This window comes from Paraburkholderia sp. XV, from assembly GCF_020177535.1.
In the GTDB taxonomy this organism is placed as follows: domain Bacteria; phylum Pseudomonadota; class Gammaproteobacteria; order Burkholderiales; family Burkholderiaceae; genus Paraburkholderia; species Paraburkholderia caribensis.
On the sequence record NZ_JAGUUD010000025.1, the window covers coordinates 22,374 to 36,906 of the forward strand.

Consider the following 14,533-nt stretch of genomic DNA (forward strand, 5'->3'; position numbering starts at 1 on the left):
TCATGTGGAACAACGTTCGCCAGCTCAATCTCGCCGCCAACGCATTGCATGCGTTGTTGCTGCTCGTGCTGCTGGCGGCGGGCGGTTACTGGCTGATTCAGCGCCCGAACTTCACGCTGCGCGAGATCCGTATCGACGGCGATACGGAGCACATCAACTCGCCGACGGTGCGCGCGGGCGTGGTCGGCCGGTTGAAGGGCAACTTCTTCACCGTCGATCTCGACACGGCGCGCCAGGCGTTCGAGCAGATGCCGTGGGTGCGTCACGCGAGCGTGCGCCGCGTGTGGCCGAATGCGCTCGCGGTGACGCTCGAAGAGTACAAGCCGCTCGGCACGTGGGGAGCCGATCAGCTGGTGAGCACCGACGGAGAGGTGTTCACCGCGAACCAGGGCGAGCTAGACGAAGAGCTGCCCGCCTTCGAGGGCCCGGACGGGTCCGCGAAGGAAGTTGTCGCGCGTTATCAGGACTTCAGGAAGTGGTTTGCGCCCGTCGGCGCAACGCCGGATGAAGTGACGCTGTCGCCGCGTTTCGCGTGGACGGTGAAGCTGTCGAACGGCATGCAGGTCGAAATTGGACGCGAGCGTAATCAGGACACGCTCTACGACCGCTGCAAGCGGCTCACCGCGGCATGGGGCGCGGTGACGCAACGTTGGGGGAAGGACATCGAATATGCGGACTTGCGTTATCCGAACGGTTTCGCCATTCGTGCAGCAGGCATGCGCTTCATTACGGAACCCGACAAGGGCAAGAAGTAACAGGACATCACACGCAATGAGCACGCTATGAGTAAAGACTATAAAGATCTGCTGGTAGCCCTCGACATCGGCACGGCGAAAGTGGTCGCCATCGTCGCCGAGTTGAAGGGCGAAGGTCATTACGAGGTGATCGGACTCGGCCAGAGCGAATCGAAGGGGCTCAAGAAAGGCGTCGTGGTGAACATCGAGGCCACGGTGCAGTCCATTCAACGCGCGCTCGAAGAAGCCGAGCTGATGGCCGACTGCAAGATCACGAACGTGTTCACCGGGATCGCCGGCAGCCATATCCGCAGCTTCAATTCGAGCGGGATGGTCGCGATCAAGGAAAAGGAAGTGACGCAGACGGACGTCGCGCGCGTGATCGAGACGGCCAAGGCGATCAACATTCCGACCGATCAGCAGGTGCTGCACATCCTGACGCAGGAATTCATCATCGACGGTCAGGAAGATGTGCGCGAGCCGATCGGCATGAGCGGCATTCGCCTCGAAGTGAAGGTGCACATCGTGACGGGCGCGGTGAGCGCGGCGCAGAACATCGTCAAGTGCGTGCGCCGCTGCGGACTCGAAGTGAACGATCTGATCCTGCAGCCGCTCGCGTCGTCGCTCGCGGTGCTGACGGAAGACGAGAAGGAACTGGGCGTGGTGCTGGTCGATATCGGCGGCGGCACGACGGACATCGCGATCTTCAGCGAAGGCGCGATCCGTCACACGGCTGTGATCCCCATTGCCGGCGACCAGATCACCAGCGACATCGCGATGGCGCTGCGCACGCCGACGCCGGATGCCGAAGACATCAAGGTCAGCTACGGCATCGCGAAGCAGGCGCTCGCCGATCCTGACGAGATGATCGAAGTGCCGGGTCTCGGGGAGCGCGGTCCGCGCACGCTGTCGCGCCAGGCGCTCGCGGCCGTGATCGAGCCGCGCGTCGAAGAACTGTTTTCGCTCGTGCAGCAGGTGGTGCGCGAGTCGGGTTACGAAGAACTGCTGAGCTCGGGCGTCGTGCTGACGGGCGGCGCGTCGATGATGCCTGGCATGGTCGAGCTGGGTGAGGACATTTTCCTGAAGCCGGTGCGCATCGGCGTGCCGGAGTATGCAGGCGGTCTCGCGGACGTGGTGCGCAATCCGCGTTATTCGACGGCAATGGGTCTGCTCGTCGAAGGACGCTCGCAGCGCATGCGTGGTCGCAAGGTCGCGGTGCAGTCGGGATCGATGGGTCAGGTGTTCACGAGGATGAAGGACTGGTTCCTCGGCAATTTCTAAAAGAATTCGAAGCAAAAGGGAAATTCGCGCCGGTGACGGCGGCCGGCGCGCGACAGGAGGTTGCCCGATCTCCTGCCGAATAACGGCCGAGGAAGTGGTTCTTTTTTTCTTGACGGAGGCAACATGGAATTCCAGATGCTGGAAACGGAAACCAACGGCACCATCATCAAGGTGGTGGGCGTCGGTGGTGCGGGCGGCAATGCAGTCACGCACATGATCAATCGCGGCGTGCAAGGCGTCGACTTCATCGTGATGAACACGGACGCTCAGGCGCTGTCGCGCTCGCGCGCGCCGAACGTCATCCAGTTGGGCAACACGGGTCTGGGCGCAGGCGCCAAGCCGGAAATGGGCCGCTCGGCAGCAGAAGAAGCACGTGAGCGCATCGCGGACGCACTGCGTGGCGCGCACATGGTGTTCATCACGGCAGGCATGGGCGGCGGCACGGGCACGGGTGCAGCGCCCGTGGTCGCGCAGATCGCCAAGGAAATGGGCATTCTGACGGTTGGTGTCGTCAGCAAGCCGTTCGAGTTCGAAGGCGGCAAGCGCATGCGCGTCGCCGAAGCCGGTTCGCAGCAACTGGAGGATCACGTCGACTCGCTGATCGTCGTCCTGAACGACAAGCTGTTCGAGGTGATGGGCGATGACGCCGAGATGGACAAGTGCTTCCAGTGCGCTGACGACGTGCTCAACAACGCAGTTGCCGGTATCGCGGAAATCATCAACGTCGACGGTCTGGTGAACGTCGACTTCGAAGACGTGAAGACGGTGATGGGCGAGCAGGGCAAGGCGATGATGGGCACGGCGACGGTGGCCGGCGTCGATCGCGCGCGTCTGGCGGCGGAACAGGCTGTTGCAAGTCCGCTGCTGGAAGGCGTCGATCTGTCGGGCGCGCGTGGCGTGCTGGTGAACATTACGTCGAGCCGTTCGCTGCGTTTGTCCGAAACGCGCGAAGTCATGAACACGATCAAGAGCTATGCTGCTGATGATGCGACCGTGATTTTCGGCGCGGTGTACGACGACGCGATGGGCGATGCGCTGCGCGTGACGGTGGTGGCAACGGGTCTGGGCCGCGCTGCGAAGAAGCAGCAATCGGCGCCGATGACGCTGCTGCGCACGGGCACGGACAACCAGCCGGTTGGCGCAATGCAACATGCGTACACGCCGCATCACGCAGCGACGGCAGACTACGGTTCGCTGGATACGCCGGCAGTGTGGCGCACCTCGCGTGATACGGCTGCTTCGCACGTGCAGGCGCTGCAGGAAAAGGGCGTCGACACGTACGACATCCCGGCCTTCCTGCGCAAGCAGGCGGACTGAGATTCACGCAGGAGCGGGCTTTCTGCGGCGTAATCTTGCTGGTGGGTGATTGCGCGCAGCAGAATTGCACGAGCGTGGCGGGTGGAATGGCAAAAAGGCCGCGTTGGATTGCGCGCGGCATGGACAAGTGCCCTCTTCGTAGTTGCGAAGCGGATCGGGTCACTGTCGCCAGATGATTACTCCACTGCGGCACGAGACCGTGCGAGCGATGCTCCGCATCGATGCGAAGGAACGAGCATGATTCAGGTAGGTGAAAAGCTTCCCCAGGCGACCGTTTACGAACTGATCGAAGACGAACGCGAGGGCTGCACGATCGGGCCGAACAGCTTCGACGTGCGCGAGCAGACGGCGGGCAAGCGCGTGGTGATCTTCGGATTGCCGGGCGCGTTCACGCCCACCTGTTCGGCGAAGCACGTGCCGGGCTATGTCGAGCAGGCAGAGAAGTTGCGTGCTGCGGGTATCGACGAGATCTGGTGCGTATCCGTCAACGACGCGTTCGTGATGGGCGCGTGGGCACGCGATCAGCACACCTCGGGCAAGGTGCGCATGATGGCGGACGGTAGCGCGGCTTTCACCCGAGCCCTCGGTCTGGAGCAGGATTTGTCGGCGCGCGGCATGGGAATCCGTTCCCAGCGCTATGCGATGGTGATCGACGACGGCGTGGTCAAGACGCTGCACGTCGAGGCACCCGGCAAGTTCGAAGTGAGCGATGCGGCCAGTATTCTCGCGACGTTGAGCCAGGCATGACACGGCCTTGAAGCTTCGTCGCAGCCGCGCAGAGTGGTTTGTTGCGCTGCGGCAACGCTTTTCGTGACGCTGTTGTGACAGGCCGTAACGCGGGCCGATGACCGGAAACGCCTCCGTTCCGGGCATCGGCCCGTCACGCTTCCCGATTAGGTAACGTAGAGAAACAGATTGAAACGTCAGCGCAACGACGCTCCGGAAACGATTGGAGTATAATTCGTGCTATGAATTAAAAAGTCCTGATTGGGATTTTCAATCGAATAGAAGACCACCATGTTGAAGCAGCGCACTATCAAACAGATCGTCAAAACGGTTGGCATCGGCCTGCATTCGGGCCGTAAGGTCGACCTGACGCTCCGCCCGGCGGCGCCGGACACGGGTATCGTGTTTTGCCGCGTGGATTTGCCCACGCCGGTGGACATCCCCGCGTCCGCGATGGCGATCGGCGATACGCGCCTCGCATCGGTGTTGCAGAAAGACGGCGCGCGCGTGTCGACGATCGAGCACCTGATGTCCGCGTGTGCGGGCCTCGGTATCGACAACCTGTACGTCGACGTCACCGCTGAAGAAATTCCCATCATGGACGGCAGCGCCGCGTCCTTCGTGTTCCTGATCCAGTCGGCGGGCATTGAGGAACAGAACGCAGCGAAGAAGTTCATCAAGGTCACCAAGCCCGTCGAAATCCGCGACGGCGACAAGTTTGCGCGGCTCGACCCGTTCTTCGGCTTCAAGCTGAAGTTCACGATCGACTTCCGCCATCCCGCCGTCGACAAGACGGGCCAGGCGCTCGAAGTGGATTTCGCGAACACGTCGTATGTGCGTGAAATCGCCCGTGCGCGTACGTTCGGTTTCGCGCATGAAGTCGAAATGATGCGCGAGCTGGGTCTGGCGCGCGGCGGCAGCATGGACAACGCGATCGTGCTCGACGAGTACCGCATCCTGAACAACGACGGTCTGCGCTACGACGACGAGTTCGTGAAGCACAAGATGCTCGACGCGATCGGCGACCTGTACGTGGTCGGTCACCCGTTGCTCGCGGCCTATGACGCGTACAAGTCGGGCCATGGCCTGAACAACGCGCTGCTGCGCGAACTGTTGGCGCATGAAGATTCGTACGAGATCGTCACCTTCGACGATCCGCAGAAGGCGCCGCGCGGTTTTGCGTACGACACGCAGACGGCGTTTGCCTGAGGCCAGTCTGCCCCGGTGACAACGGGGCCGAAACAAAAAAGCGACCTGTACGGTCGCTTTTTTTCATTTCAGCGCGCGATTTATCTGCGCAGTCACTTCCGATGCCGTGCCGCCATGCGCGCCAACGCTTCCTGCAGCGGCGACGGCTCCAGCGATTCGCTCAGTTCGTGCAGCGCGTCCGCACCCACGCGCGACATGCGCGCCTGCTTCACGCGCGGCGGCTCTTTCACGGCCTGCGGACGCACGCGAATCTTCAGCGTATTGACGGGCCAGCCGCGCTGCTGCAAATCCGATAGCAGACGCGGTTCCAGATGCCGCAGCCGCGCGGCGAGCGCATTGTGGGCCGCAAACAGCGCCAGCACGCCGTCCTTGATGAAGCCGGGCTCGACGCTCGTCGCCAGATAGTCGGGTAGCAATTCGGTGAGGTCGCGCTCCAGTGCGGCGATCTGCTCGACGCCCGCGCGCAGCGCAGCGAACGCATCGGTGCGGTTCAGGACCTCGACTACCGCCTGCGGCCTGCGCACGCTGAACGCCTTCGAGCCCAGCTTCGGGCCGGGCTTGAGCGACTGCCTTGAAAACGGTGAGAAACGGCTCATCTGGGGTTCTGGTAACAGCCCGCGCCCCGCGCGTGCTCGATGTCGGGATTGTACCGTGCGGCAATGGCGCGTAACTTCCCCCTCGCAGCATGCGGGATGGTCACATCCGCAGCGCGCTTGCCCTGGCCGGATGGCCAACCATCTTGCCGCTGACACAGGCGTACCCGGGGGCGCGTGCTAAAATCCGTGATTCGAATTTACTCTTGGACCTAAGCCGCCGAGGCCCCTCCGACAACGAGTTGCAACAAGGTGAAAGGGTGTAAAAACCGGCCTTGCAACCCCCGCCGAAGCCGCGACGCAACCACGATCCGATGACCACCGGTTTTCTACAAAAGATTTTTGGCAGCCGCAACCAGCGGCTCGTCAAGCAATATCAAAAGACCGTCACGGCGATCAATGCGCTCGAACCGCAGATCGAGCAATTGACGGATGATCAACTGCGCGCGAAAACCACGGAATTCCGGCAACGCGTGAGCAGCGGCGAGTCACTCGACAAGCTGCTGCCCGAGGCGTTCGCTGTCTGCCGCGAGGCGAGCAAGCGGGTGCTGAAAATGCGGCACTTCGACGTACAGTTGATCGGCGGCATGGTCCTGCACTACGGCAAGATCGCGGAAATGCGCACCGGCGAAGGCAAGACGCTCGTCGCGACGCTGCCCGTGTATCTGAACGCGCTCTCGGGGCGCGGCGTGCACGTCGTCACGGTGAACGACTACCTCGCCCAACGCGACGCCGAGTGGATGGCGCGTCTCTACAACTTCCTCGGCCTTTCCGTCGGCATCAATCTGTCGCAGATGGACCACGGCATGAAGCAGGAGGCGTACGCCGCGGACATCACGTACGGCACGAACAACGAGTTCGGCTTCGACTACCTGCGCGACAACATGGTCTACGAGACCGATGCACGCGTGCAGCGGGCGCTGAATTTCGCGGTCGTCGACGAAGTGGACTCGATCCTGATCGACGAGGCGCGTACGCCGCTCATCATTTCCGGCCAGGCTGAAGATCACACCGAACTCTACGTGCGCATGAACGCGCTGCCGCCGCTGCTCGACCGCCAGATCGGCGAGGAGAAGGCGGACGGTACGGGCGTCGAGAAGCCGGGCGACTACACGCTGGACGAAAAGGCGCGCCAGGTGTTCCTGACGGAATCAGGGCACGAAAAGGCCGAGCGCCTGCTCGCCGAGTGGGGCCTGATCGGCGAGGGCGAAAGCCTCTACGCGCCGCAGAACATCACGCTGATGCACCACGTGTACGCCGCGCTGCGCGCGCACACGCTGTTCTACAAAGACCAGCACTACGTCGTGCAGAACAACGAAGTGGTGATCGTCGACGAATTCACGGGCCGTCTGATGGCGGGCCGGCGTTGGTCGGATGGCTTGCATCAGGCTGTCGAAGCCAAGGAACATGTGAAGATCCAGAGCGAGAACCAGACGCTCGCCTCGATCACGTTCCAGAACTACTTCCGCATGTATGCGAAGCTGTCCGGCATGACGGGTACGGCCGACACGGAAGCGTACGAGTTCAACGAGATCTACGGGCTCGAGACGGTCGTGATTCCGACCAATCGGCCGCCCAAGCGGATCGACAAGCAGGACCAGATCTACAAGACGGCGATGGAGCGCTACAACGCCGTGATTCGCGACATCCGCGAATGCTACGAGCGCGGCCAGCCGGTGCTGGTCGGCACGACGTCGATCGAAAATTCCGAACTGCTGTCGCAACTGCTGAACAAGGCCGGTTTGCCGCACGAAGTGCTGAACGCGAAGCAGCATGCGCGTGAAGCGGCAATCGTCGCGGAAGCGGGCCGTCCGAAGCGCGTCACGATCGCGACCAACATGGCGGGCCGGGGCACCGACATCGTGCTCGGCGGCAATGCCGAAAAGCAGGCGGCGTTCATCGAAGCCGATCTTTCAATCCCCGAAGACGAAAAAGCGGGCCGCATCCAGAAACTGCACGACGAGTGGCAGGCGCTGCACGATCAGGTGAAGGCCGCGGGCGGTCTGCACATCATCGGCACCGAGCGTCACGAATCGCGCCGTATCGACAACCAGCTGCGCGGCCGTGCGGGCCGTCAGGGCGATCCGGGCTCGTCGCGTTTCTATCTGTCGCTGGAAGATCCGTTGCTGCGCATTTTCGCGGGCGACCGCGTGCGCGCCATCATGGACCGCCTGAAGATGCCGGAAGGCGAGGCGATCGAAGCGGGCATCGTCACGCGTTCAATCGAATCTGCGCAGCGCAAGGTCGAAGCGCGCAACTTCGATATCCGCAAGCAACTGCTCGAATACGACGACGTCTCAAACGACCAGCGCAAGGTGATCTACCAGCAGCGCAACGAACTGCTCGAAGCGCACGACATCACCGAAACCATCGGCGCGATGCGTCACGGCGTGATTAGCGACATCGTCCATCAGTTCGTGCCGGCGGGCAGCATCGAAGAGCAGTGGGACGTGCCAGAACTCGAAGAAGTGCTGCGCAACGACTGGCAGCTCGATCTCGCCGTCCAGGAGATGATCAACGAGTCGCAGCAGATCGACGCCGACGAGATTCTCGAAGCCGTGACGGCCGCAGCCGATGAGGCTTACGAATCGAAGGTGGAGCAGGTTGGCCGCGAGTCGTTCAGCGCGTTCGAGCGCTCGGTCATGCTGCAGACGCTGGACCGCAGCTGGCGCGAGCACCTCGCTGCGCTCGACCACCTGCGTCAAGGCATTCATCTGCGCGGCTATGCGCAGAAGAATCCGAAGCAGGAGTACAAGCGCGAAGCGTTCGAACTGTTTGCTGCAATGCTGGACTCGGTGAAGCTGGAAGTCACGCGCATCGTGATGAATGTGCAGATCCAGTCGCCGGAACAGCTGGAACTGGCCGCCGAGCAGATGGAAGAGCAAGGCAGCCATCTGGTCGACAACGTCGAGTTCCGTCATGCCGACTACGCGGAAGGCGGCGCGGCTGTGGCGGCGGCGCCCGTCGCGGCGAATGCGGCGGCCGCGATGATCGGCGATGCAATGGCACACGGCCAGGGTGCCGCGGCGCCGCTGTCCGGCGACAACGTGCCGAAGGTCGGCCGCAACGATCCCTGCCCGTGCGGCAGCGGCAAGAAGTACAAGCAGTGCCACGGCAAGATTGCGTGACACACGAAGGCGGCGCGCGGTAAGCGCGCCGCGTCGTTTGAAGCGTGCATTGCTGGTGATTTCGCGGTGGCGCAGGTCCATCTGGCGCCATCACTTTTGATCCCCAATGCCGGCGTCCGCCGGCATTTCAGTCTCGACAGGTCGCAAACATGGCTGTCAATTTCCCCTCGATCGATCCCGCTCAACTCCATCCCGTCGCCGGCGTCACGCTAGGCTGGGCCGAGGCGAATATCCGCAAGCCGAACCGCAAGGACGTGCTCGTCATTTCCGTCGACGAAGGCGCGACGGTCGCGGGCGTGTTCACGTTGAACCGCTTTTGCGCAGCGCCCGTGACGGTGTGCCGCGAGCACCTGGAGCGCGTGCGCAAGGGCGGCAAGGGTATTCGCGCGCTGGTCGTGAACACGGGCAATGCGAACGCGGGCACAGGCGAGCCGGGCATGGCACACGCGCGTGAGACGTGCGACGAACTCGCGCGCCTCGCGGGTATTGCGCCTGAGCAGGTGCTGCCGTTCTCGACGGGCGTGATTCTGGAGCCGCTGCCTGTCGATCGTCTGAAAGCCGGGTTGCCCGCCGCGCTGGCGAACCGTCAGGCTGCGCACTGGTACGACGCGGCGCAGGCCATCATGACTACGGACACGCTGCCGAAAGCCGTGTCGCGTCAGGTGAAGGTCGACGGCCACACGGTCACGCTGACGGGCATCAGCAAGGGCGCGGGCATGATCAAGCCGAACATGGCGACGATGCTCGGCTTCCTCGCATTCGACGCCAACGTCGCACAGCCGGTGCTCGACGAACTCGTCAAGTATGTCGCGGACCGCTCGTTCAACTGCGTGACGATCGACGGCGATACGTCGACCAACGACTCGTTCATCCTGATCGCATCGGGCAAGTCGAGCCTGCCCGCGATCACGTCCACGGATTCGCCCGCCTATGTCGCGTTGCGCGACGCCGTGACGGAGACGGCGCAGACGCTCTCGCAACTGATCGTGCGCGATGGCGAGGGCGCGACGAAGTTCATGACGGTGCAGGTCGAAGGCGGATCGAGTGTCGCCGAGTGCCGTCAGATCGCTTATGCGATCGGCCATTCGCCGCTCGTGAAGACGGCGTTCTATGCATCGGACCCGAACCTCGGCCGCATTCTGGCTGCGATCGGCTATGCGGGCGTGACGGACCTCGACGTCGGCAAGATCGACTTGTATCTGGACGATGTGCTGGTCGCGAAAGCGGGCGGACGCAACCCCGATTACAAGGAAGAAGACGGACAGCGCGTGATGAAGAAGGCCGAAATCCTGATTCGCGTCGTGCTCGGCCGTGGCGATGCGCAAGCGACGATCTGGACGTGCGATCTGTCGCATGATTACGTGAGCATCAACGCCGACTACCGTTCCTGAATTGCGCCGATCACGACATGGATAAACTCGAACAATTCCTGACCCGCGCCGAAGCCGTGCTGGTGCGCCTCGAAGCGATGCTTCCCCCGGCTGCGCCTCAAATCGACTGGTCCGCGGCTGTCGCATTCCGCTGGCGCAAGCGCCAGGGGCGCGGCTACCTGCAGCCGGTGCCCGCGATCTCGCTGATTTCGCTGGACGATCTGCAGAATATCGATCGGCAGAAAAACCTGATCGAGCAGAACACGAAGCAGTTCGTGAGCAAGCAACCTGCCAACAACGTGCTGCTCACGGGCGCGCGCGGAACGGGCAAATCGTCGCTGATCAAGGCGTGCCTGAACGCGTATTCGAAGGACGGTCTGCGTCTGATCGAAGTCGACAAGGACGATCTGCACGACCTGGGCGATATCGTCGATCTGATTTCGGCGCGCCCCGAGCGCTTCATCGTGTTCTGCGACGATTTGTCGTTCGAAGAGGGCGAATCGGGCTACAAGGCGCTGAAAGTGGCGCTGGATGGATCAGTGGCCGCGCAGTCGGACAACGTGCTGATCTACGCGACGTCGAACCGCCGCCATCTGCTGCCCGAGTACATGAGCGACAACGAGACGTACAAGCACACCTCCGACGGCGAGATTCACCCGGGCGAAGTGGTCGAAGAAAAGATCTCGCTGTCCGAGCGCTTTGGCTTGTGGGTCAGCTTCTACCCGTTCAAGCAGGACGACTATCTGTCCATCGTCGCGCACTGGCTGCATCACTTTGGCTGCAATGACGCCGACGTCGAAGCGGCACGCGGTGACGCGCTGATCTGGGCGCTGGAGCGCGGCTCGCGCTCGGGGCGCGTCGCGTGGCAGTTCGCGCGCGACTGGTCCGGCAAGCGGGCACAAGCATGAGCGACGCCGCGCAAAGCCACGCGGGCGAGGTGAACGAGGCCGGCCGTCCCGTCACGGAAGTGGCCGTCGGCGTGCTCGTTCAGCCCGATGGCCGCTATCTGCTCGCGCAGCGGCCCGCCGGCAAACCGTACGAAGGTTATTGGGAATTTCCGGGCGGCAAGCTGGAGCCGGGCGAAACGGTGGAAGCCGCGCTCGCGCGCGAATTGCATGAAGAACTCGGCATCGACGTGCAGGCGAGTCACCGCTGGCACGTGCTCGAGCACGACTATCCGCACGCGTATGTGCGTCTCTATTTCTGCAAGGTGACGGCGTGGCACGGCGAGCCGCACGGACGAGAAGGTCAGGCGTTCGCGTGGCAGACGCTGCCGGCGCAGGTGTCGCCGCTGTTGCCCGCGACGATCCCCGTGCTGGAGTGGCTCGCGGCGGAGTGAGTTGAAGGCGCGGAGTCGCCTGTGCGGCTTCCGCCTTACCATGAATAGCGGCGAGGGCGGCGCGCGCTGTTCCCGTTCAGTGCGAGCGGTGCTCGCCGGGTGTGTCGTCGGTGGGCGGCTCTTCGTCGGTGCCGCCGATCTTATATTTCTCGGCAGCCCACGCGCCGAGATCGATCTGCTTGCAGCGCTCGGAACAGAAGGGACGGAAGCGGTTCTCGGGAGTCCAGCGGACATCTCTACCGCAGCTTGGGCATTTGACTACAGTGACCATTCGATCAAACGTTCAATCGCAAACAGTGAAATCAATTAAATGAGGCCGTTTGCGTCAGTTTAAAGACTGCACAGCGTCAACTGGAACGGCACGTCGACATCGACCGCGCGCGGACGCAGATCGCCGTCCTGCACGGTGAAGCGCACCCACAACATGTACTTGTTGGCACTGGCCTCCGGGATCACCCGCAATTCCGGCGCCACGCGCACCTGCATCAGTTGATACGTGCGACCCGACAGCATCTGCTGGTAACTGCCCTGCATGGCCATCACTTTCGAAGCCTGTCCCGATTCGCGCGCGAGCCGCAGCACGATGGCGGCTGCGTCGCGCAGCGGCAGAAGCGGCATGACCCACTTGGCGATGTCCTGGCGACGCTGGTCGGGATGCGTCTGCTGCCACGCGTAGTACGACGGAAGATCGAACTTGCAGGTGCCGCCCGGGATGATGGCGCGACTGCGGATGCTGGCGAGCCACTCGTTATCGGCAAGATGCTGCCCAGTCTTGCCCTGCATTTGCGTCAGCCCGGCGAGCGTCTGTTCGATTTCGCCGAGGACGGCTTCGAGGGCGTTCTGCTCGATGCCGGGATTGCCGCGAAACGGAGCGAGCGTTTGACGCTGCCGCTCCAGTTCCTTCATCAAATCGGACTTCAGATCCGCGCGGCCCGCGACTTCCGAAATTTCGAACAGCGTAGTCAGCGCGACGTGATGTTCCCTGGCATCTTCCTGAGTCAGAAAGAACGTGAAACGCTCGAACAGATCTTCGAGGCGCAGCAGCGTCCGGATTCGCTCGTTGAAGGGATACTCGTAAAGGATCAAGCGGGCTCGCCTCGGGCGTGGTCGGTGACGGAATTGCAGGACATTCTAATGCCGTGAGACTACCCTAGCAATCACACACTTTTTTAGCGAGCTTCTGTCAATTTTTGAGCGGTGTTGCGCGCATTCGTTGCGTGTAAATGCCGTTCCCGACAACATGCGCGCACGCTACGGACAATGAACAGAATCGCTCACGGCTTACGCGCCCGCGAGCGAAACATACGTGCGATGAAGCTGACCGACGTCAACGTCGAGTTCTTCGAGCGACCGGTTGTCGTTGACAATGACATCGTCGGCGGCGGCGAGTCGCGCTTCGCGCGTCGCCTGCCGCGCGATGATCGCGAGCACCTGTTCGCGCGTGAACGCATTGCGGCGCATGACGCGAGCGATCTGGGTTTCGACGCTGCAATCGACGGCCAGCACGCGATTCACACGCGTTTTCCAGCTACCCGACTCGACGAGCAGCGGCACGACGACGATCACATATGGGCCGGGCGCCTGCTGACGCTGACGCTCGGTCTCCGCGCGGATCAACGGATGCGTGATTGCTTCGAGTCGTTTGCGCGCCGTCTCGTCACTAAAGACGAGCGCGCGCATACGGGCGCGATCGAGCGAGCCGTCTTCGGCGACGAACGACGGACCGAACTCCGTTGCGATGGACGGCATGGCGAGACCCTGCGGCGCCGTGATGCGATGCGCGATCACGTCGGTATCGACGAGCGTCACGCCGCGTTTTGCGAACAGATCGGCGACCGTGGACTTGCCGCTGCCGATGCCGCCCGTGAGTCCAACAGCAAACATGCGTCAGCCTCCCAAAGCCATATAAAGCGGCGTGCCGACGAACAGCGTGACCGCGCCGCCTGCCGCGAGGAACGGACCGAAGGGCAGCGGCTCTTCGAAACGCATGCGCCCGATCCATGTCGCGACCAGACCGACCACGGCGCCCGTCACCGCGGCAATCAGAATGATCTGCGGCAGTGCGGCCCAACCGAGCCACGCGCCGAGCGCGGCGAGCAGCTTGAAGTCGCCATAACCCATGCCTTCGACGCCACGCACGATCTTGAACACCCAATGCACGCACCACAGCGCCAGGTAGCCTGCGATCGCGCCGATCACGGCATCATGCAGGCTCGCGAACACGCTATTGAAATTGACGATGAGGCCGGCCCAGAGCAATGGCAAGGTCATCGAGTCAGGCAACAGGTGTGTGTCGATATCGATTGCGCTCATTGCCAGCAGTGTCGCGCATAGGGCGAACGCAGCGAGCGCCGTGCCCGTTGCGCCAAACGAGATGAGCGCGCCCAGCGCCAGTGCCGCGCTCGACAGTTCGAGCAGCGGATAACGAAAACTCACGCGCGTCTTGCAGTGCGAGCATCGGCCGCGCAACACCAGATAGCTGAGCACCGGGATGTTCTCCCACGCCCGCAGCACGTGGCCGCAATGCGGACATGCGCTGCGCGGCAACCAGAGGTTGTAGCGCTCGGGCAGGCCGTCTTCATCGAATGCGTGGTCTGTCGCTTCGCTCACTTCGGCGCGCCATGCGCGCTCGAGCATGATCGGCAAGCGGTGCACGACGACGTTCAGGAAGCTGCCGATCACCAGACCGAATGCGATCGCGAAGGCGATCTGCGCGCCCGGCGGCAGCGTGCCGAAAGCCGCGCCGAGGCTGTCCGCGAAACGGACGAGCGGGCCGCTGAAGGAAGGTTCTGACACGGACGTGAGCGTGGTCGGCATGATCGATTGTCTGGATTCG

The 14,533-nt window shown here is 62.8% G+C and carries 14 protein-coding genes; 9 read left to right on the forward strand and 5 right to left on the reverse strand.

The window, feature by feature from the left end; all coding sequences use genetic code 11:
- Positions 1-2 precede the first annotated feature (2 nt).
- From KFO72_RS15125 to lpxC, 5 genes are all read left to right on the forward strand, one after another.
- On the forward strand, positions 3-755 hold the full coding sequence (locus KFO72_RS15125; RefSeq protein WP_054929045.1) for a cell division protein FtsQ/DivIB: 753 nt from the start codon (positions 3-5) through the stop codon (positions 753-755).
- A 27-nt stretch (positions 756-782) separates the two neighbouring features.
- Positions 783-2,015 (forward strand): cell division protein FtsA, encoded by a 1,233-nt coding sequence (gene ftsA, locus KFO72_RS15130; RefSeq protein WP_007747080.1) that lies wholly within the window; start codon positions 783-785, stop codon positions 2,013-2,015.
- Positions 2,016-2,138: 123 nt separating this feature from the next.
- Positions 2,139-3,332 (forward strand): cell division protein FtsZ, encoded by a 1,194-nt coding sequence (ftsZ, locus tag KFO72_RS15135; protein ID WP_007747082.1) that lies wholly within the window; start codon positions 2,139-2,141, stop codon positions 3,330-3,332.
- Between the two features lie 237 nt (positions 3,333-3,569).
- The gene (locus KFO72_RS15140) at positions 3,570-4,079 is read left to right on the forward strand and encodes a peroxiredoxin (protein WP_054929044.1); all 510 of its coding nucleotides are present in this window, start codon (positions 3,570-3,572) and stop codon (positions 4,077-4,079) included.
- 270 nt (positions 4,080-4,349) lie between these two features.
- On the forward strand, positions 4,350-5,267 hold the full coding sequence (gene lpxC / locus KFO72_RS15145; RefSeq protein WP_054929043.1) for a UDP-3-O-acyl-N-acetylglucosamine deacetylase: 918 nt from the start codon (positions 4,350-4,352) through the stop codon (positions 5,265-5,267).
- A 92-nt stretch (positions 5,268-5,359) separates the two neighbouring features.
- Here the strand turns inward: lpxC and KFO72_RS15150 are convergent, their stop codons facing one another.
- Positions 5,360-5,863 carry a DciA family protein gene (locus KFO72_RS15150; RefSeq protein WP_054929042.1) on the reverse strand — a complete coding sequence of 168 codons (504 nt, stop codon included), beginning with the start codon at positions 5,861-5,863 and terminating at the stop codon, positions 5,360-5,362.
- 311 nt (positions 5,864-6,174) lie between these two features.
- Between KFO72_RS15150 and secA the strand changes: the two genes are divergently transcribed.
- The 4 genes from secA to KFO72_RS15170 all read left to right on the forward strand — a co-directional run bounded on the left by secA (position 6,175) and on the right by KFO72_RS15170 (position 11,697).
- Positions 6,175-8,988 carry a preprotein translocase subunit SecA gene (gene secA, locus KFO72_RS15155; RefSeq protein WP_054929041.1) on the forward strand — a complete coding sequence of 938 codons (2,814 nt, stop codon included), beginning with the start codon at positions 6,175-6,177 and terminating at the stop codon, positions 8,986-8,988.
- Between the two features lie 149 nt (positions 8,989-9,137).
- Entirely contained in the window at positions 9,138-10,379 is a 1,242-nt protein-coding gene (gene argJ / locus KFO72_RS15160) for a bifunctional glutamate N-acetyltransferase/amino-acid acetyltransferase ArgJ (RefSeq protein WP_054929040.1), read from the forward strand.
- 17 nt (positions 10,380-10,396) lie between these two features.
- Entirely contained in the window at positions 10,397-11,266 is an 870-nt protein-coding gene (locus KFO72_RS15165; RefSeq protein WP_054929039.1) for an ATP-binding protein, read from the forward strand.
- Positions 11,263-11,697: an NUDIX domain-containing protein gene (locus KFO72_RS15170; RefSeq protein WP_036002473.1), complete on the forward strand. Its 435-nt coding sequence runs from the start codon at positions 11,263-11,265 to the stop codon at positions 11,695-11,697. Before KFO72_RS15165 ends, KFO72_RS15170 begins: the two co-directional genes overlap by 4 nt.
- A 76-nt stretch (positions 11,698-11,773) precedes the next feature.
- Here the strand turns inward: KFO72_RS15170 and KFO72_RS15175 are convergent, their stop codons facing one another.
- The 4 genes from KFO72_RS15175 to KFO72_RS15190 form a co-directional block, all read right to left on the reverse strand.
- Complete coding sequence (locus tag KFO72_RS15175) at positions 11,774-11,968, reverse strand: DNA gyrase inhibitor YacG (RefSeq protein ID WP_054929038.1); 195 nt, start codon at positions 11,966-11,968, stop codon at positions 11,774-11,776.
- Between the two features lie 59 nt (positions 11,969-12,027).
- Positions 12,028-12,783: a cell division protein ZapD gene (gene zapD, locus KFO72_RS15180; protein ID WP_007747120.1), complete on the reverse strand. Its 756-nt coding sequence runs from the start codon at positions 12,781-12,783 to the stop codon at positions 12,028-12,030.
- A gap of 195 nt (positions 12,784-12,978) precedes the next feature.
- Positions 12,979-13,581: a dephospho-CoA kinase gene (gene coaE, locus KFO72_RS15185; protein WP_225032473.1), complete on the reverse strand. Its 603-nt coding sequence runs from the start codon at positions 13,579-13,581 to the stop codon at positions 12,979-12,981.
- Positions 13,582-13,584: 3 nt separating this feature from the next.
- Positions 13,585-14,514, reverse strand: a complete 930-nt coding sequence (locus KFO72_RS15190) for a prepilin peptidase (protein WP_107202176.1) — start codon at positions 14,512-14,514, stop codon at positions 13,585-13,587.
- Positions 14,515-14,533 lie beyond the last annotated feature (19 nt).

What these genes read in the sequence shown, in the direction of transcription:
- KFO72_RS15140 (WP_054929044.1), top strand. Translation starts at nt 3,570, where the DNA reads ATGATTCAGGTAGGTGAAAAGCTTCCCCAGGCGACCGTTTACGAACTG.
- KFO72_RS15190 (WP_107202176.1), bottom strand. Translation starts at nt 14,514, where the DNA reads ATGCCGACCACGCTCACGTCCGTGTCAGAACCTTCCTTCAGCGGCCCG.
- ftsA (WP_007747080.1), top strand. Translation starts at nt 783, where the DNA reads ATGAGTAAAGACTATAAAGATCTGCTGGTAGCCCTCGACATCGGCACG.
- argJ (WP_054929040.1), top strand. Translation starts at nt 9,138, where the DNA reads ATGGCTGTCAATTTCCCCTCGATCGATCCCGCTCAACTCCATCCCGTC.
- KFO72_RS15150 (WP_054929042.1), bottom strand. Translation starts at nt 5,863, where the DNA reads ATGAGCCGTTTCTCACCGTTTTCAAGGCAGTCGCTCAAGCCCGGCCCG.
- KFO72_RS15175 (WP_054929038.1), bottom strand. Translation starts at nt 11,968, where the DNA reads ATGGTCACTGTAGTCAAATGCCCAAGCTGCGGTAGAGATGTCCGCTGG.
- KFO72_RS15165 (WP_054929039.1), top strand. Translation starts at nt 10,397, where the DNA reads ATGGATAAACTCGAACAATTCCTGACCCGCGCCGAAGCCGTGCTGGTG.
- KFO72_RS15170 (WP_036002473.1), top strand. Translation starts at nt 11,263, where the DNA reads ATGAGCGACGCCGCGCAAAGCCACGCGGGCGAGGTGAACGAGGCCGGC.
- secA (WP_054929041.1), top strand. Translation starts at nt 6,175, where the DNA reads ATGACCACCGGTTTTCTACAAAAGATTTTTGGCAGCCGCAACCAGCGG.
- ftsZ (WP_007747082.1), top strand. Translation starts at nt 2,139, where the DNA reads ATGGAATTCCAGATGCTGGAAACGGAAACCAACGGCACCATCATCAAG.
- lpxC (WP_054929043.1), top strand. Translation starts at nt 4,350, where the DNA reads ATGTTGAAGCAGCGCACTATCAAACAGATCGTCAAAACGGTTGGCATC.
- coaE (WP_225032473.1), bottom strand. Translation starts at nt 13,581, where the DNA reads ATGTTTGCTGTTGGACTCACGGGCGGCATCGGCAGCGGCAAGTCCACG.
- KFO72_RS15125 (WP_054929045.1), top strand. Translation starts at nt 3, where the DNA reads ATGTGGAACAACGTTCGCCAGCTCAATCTCGCCGCCAACGCATTGCAT.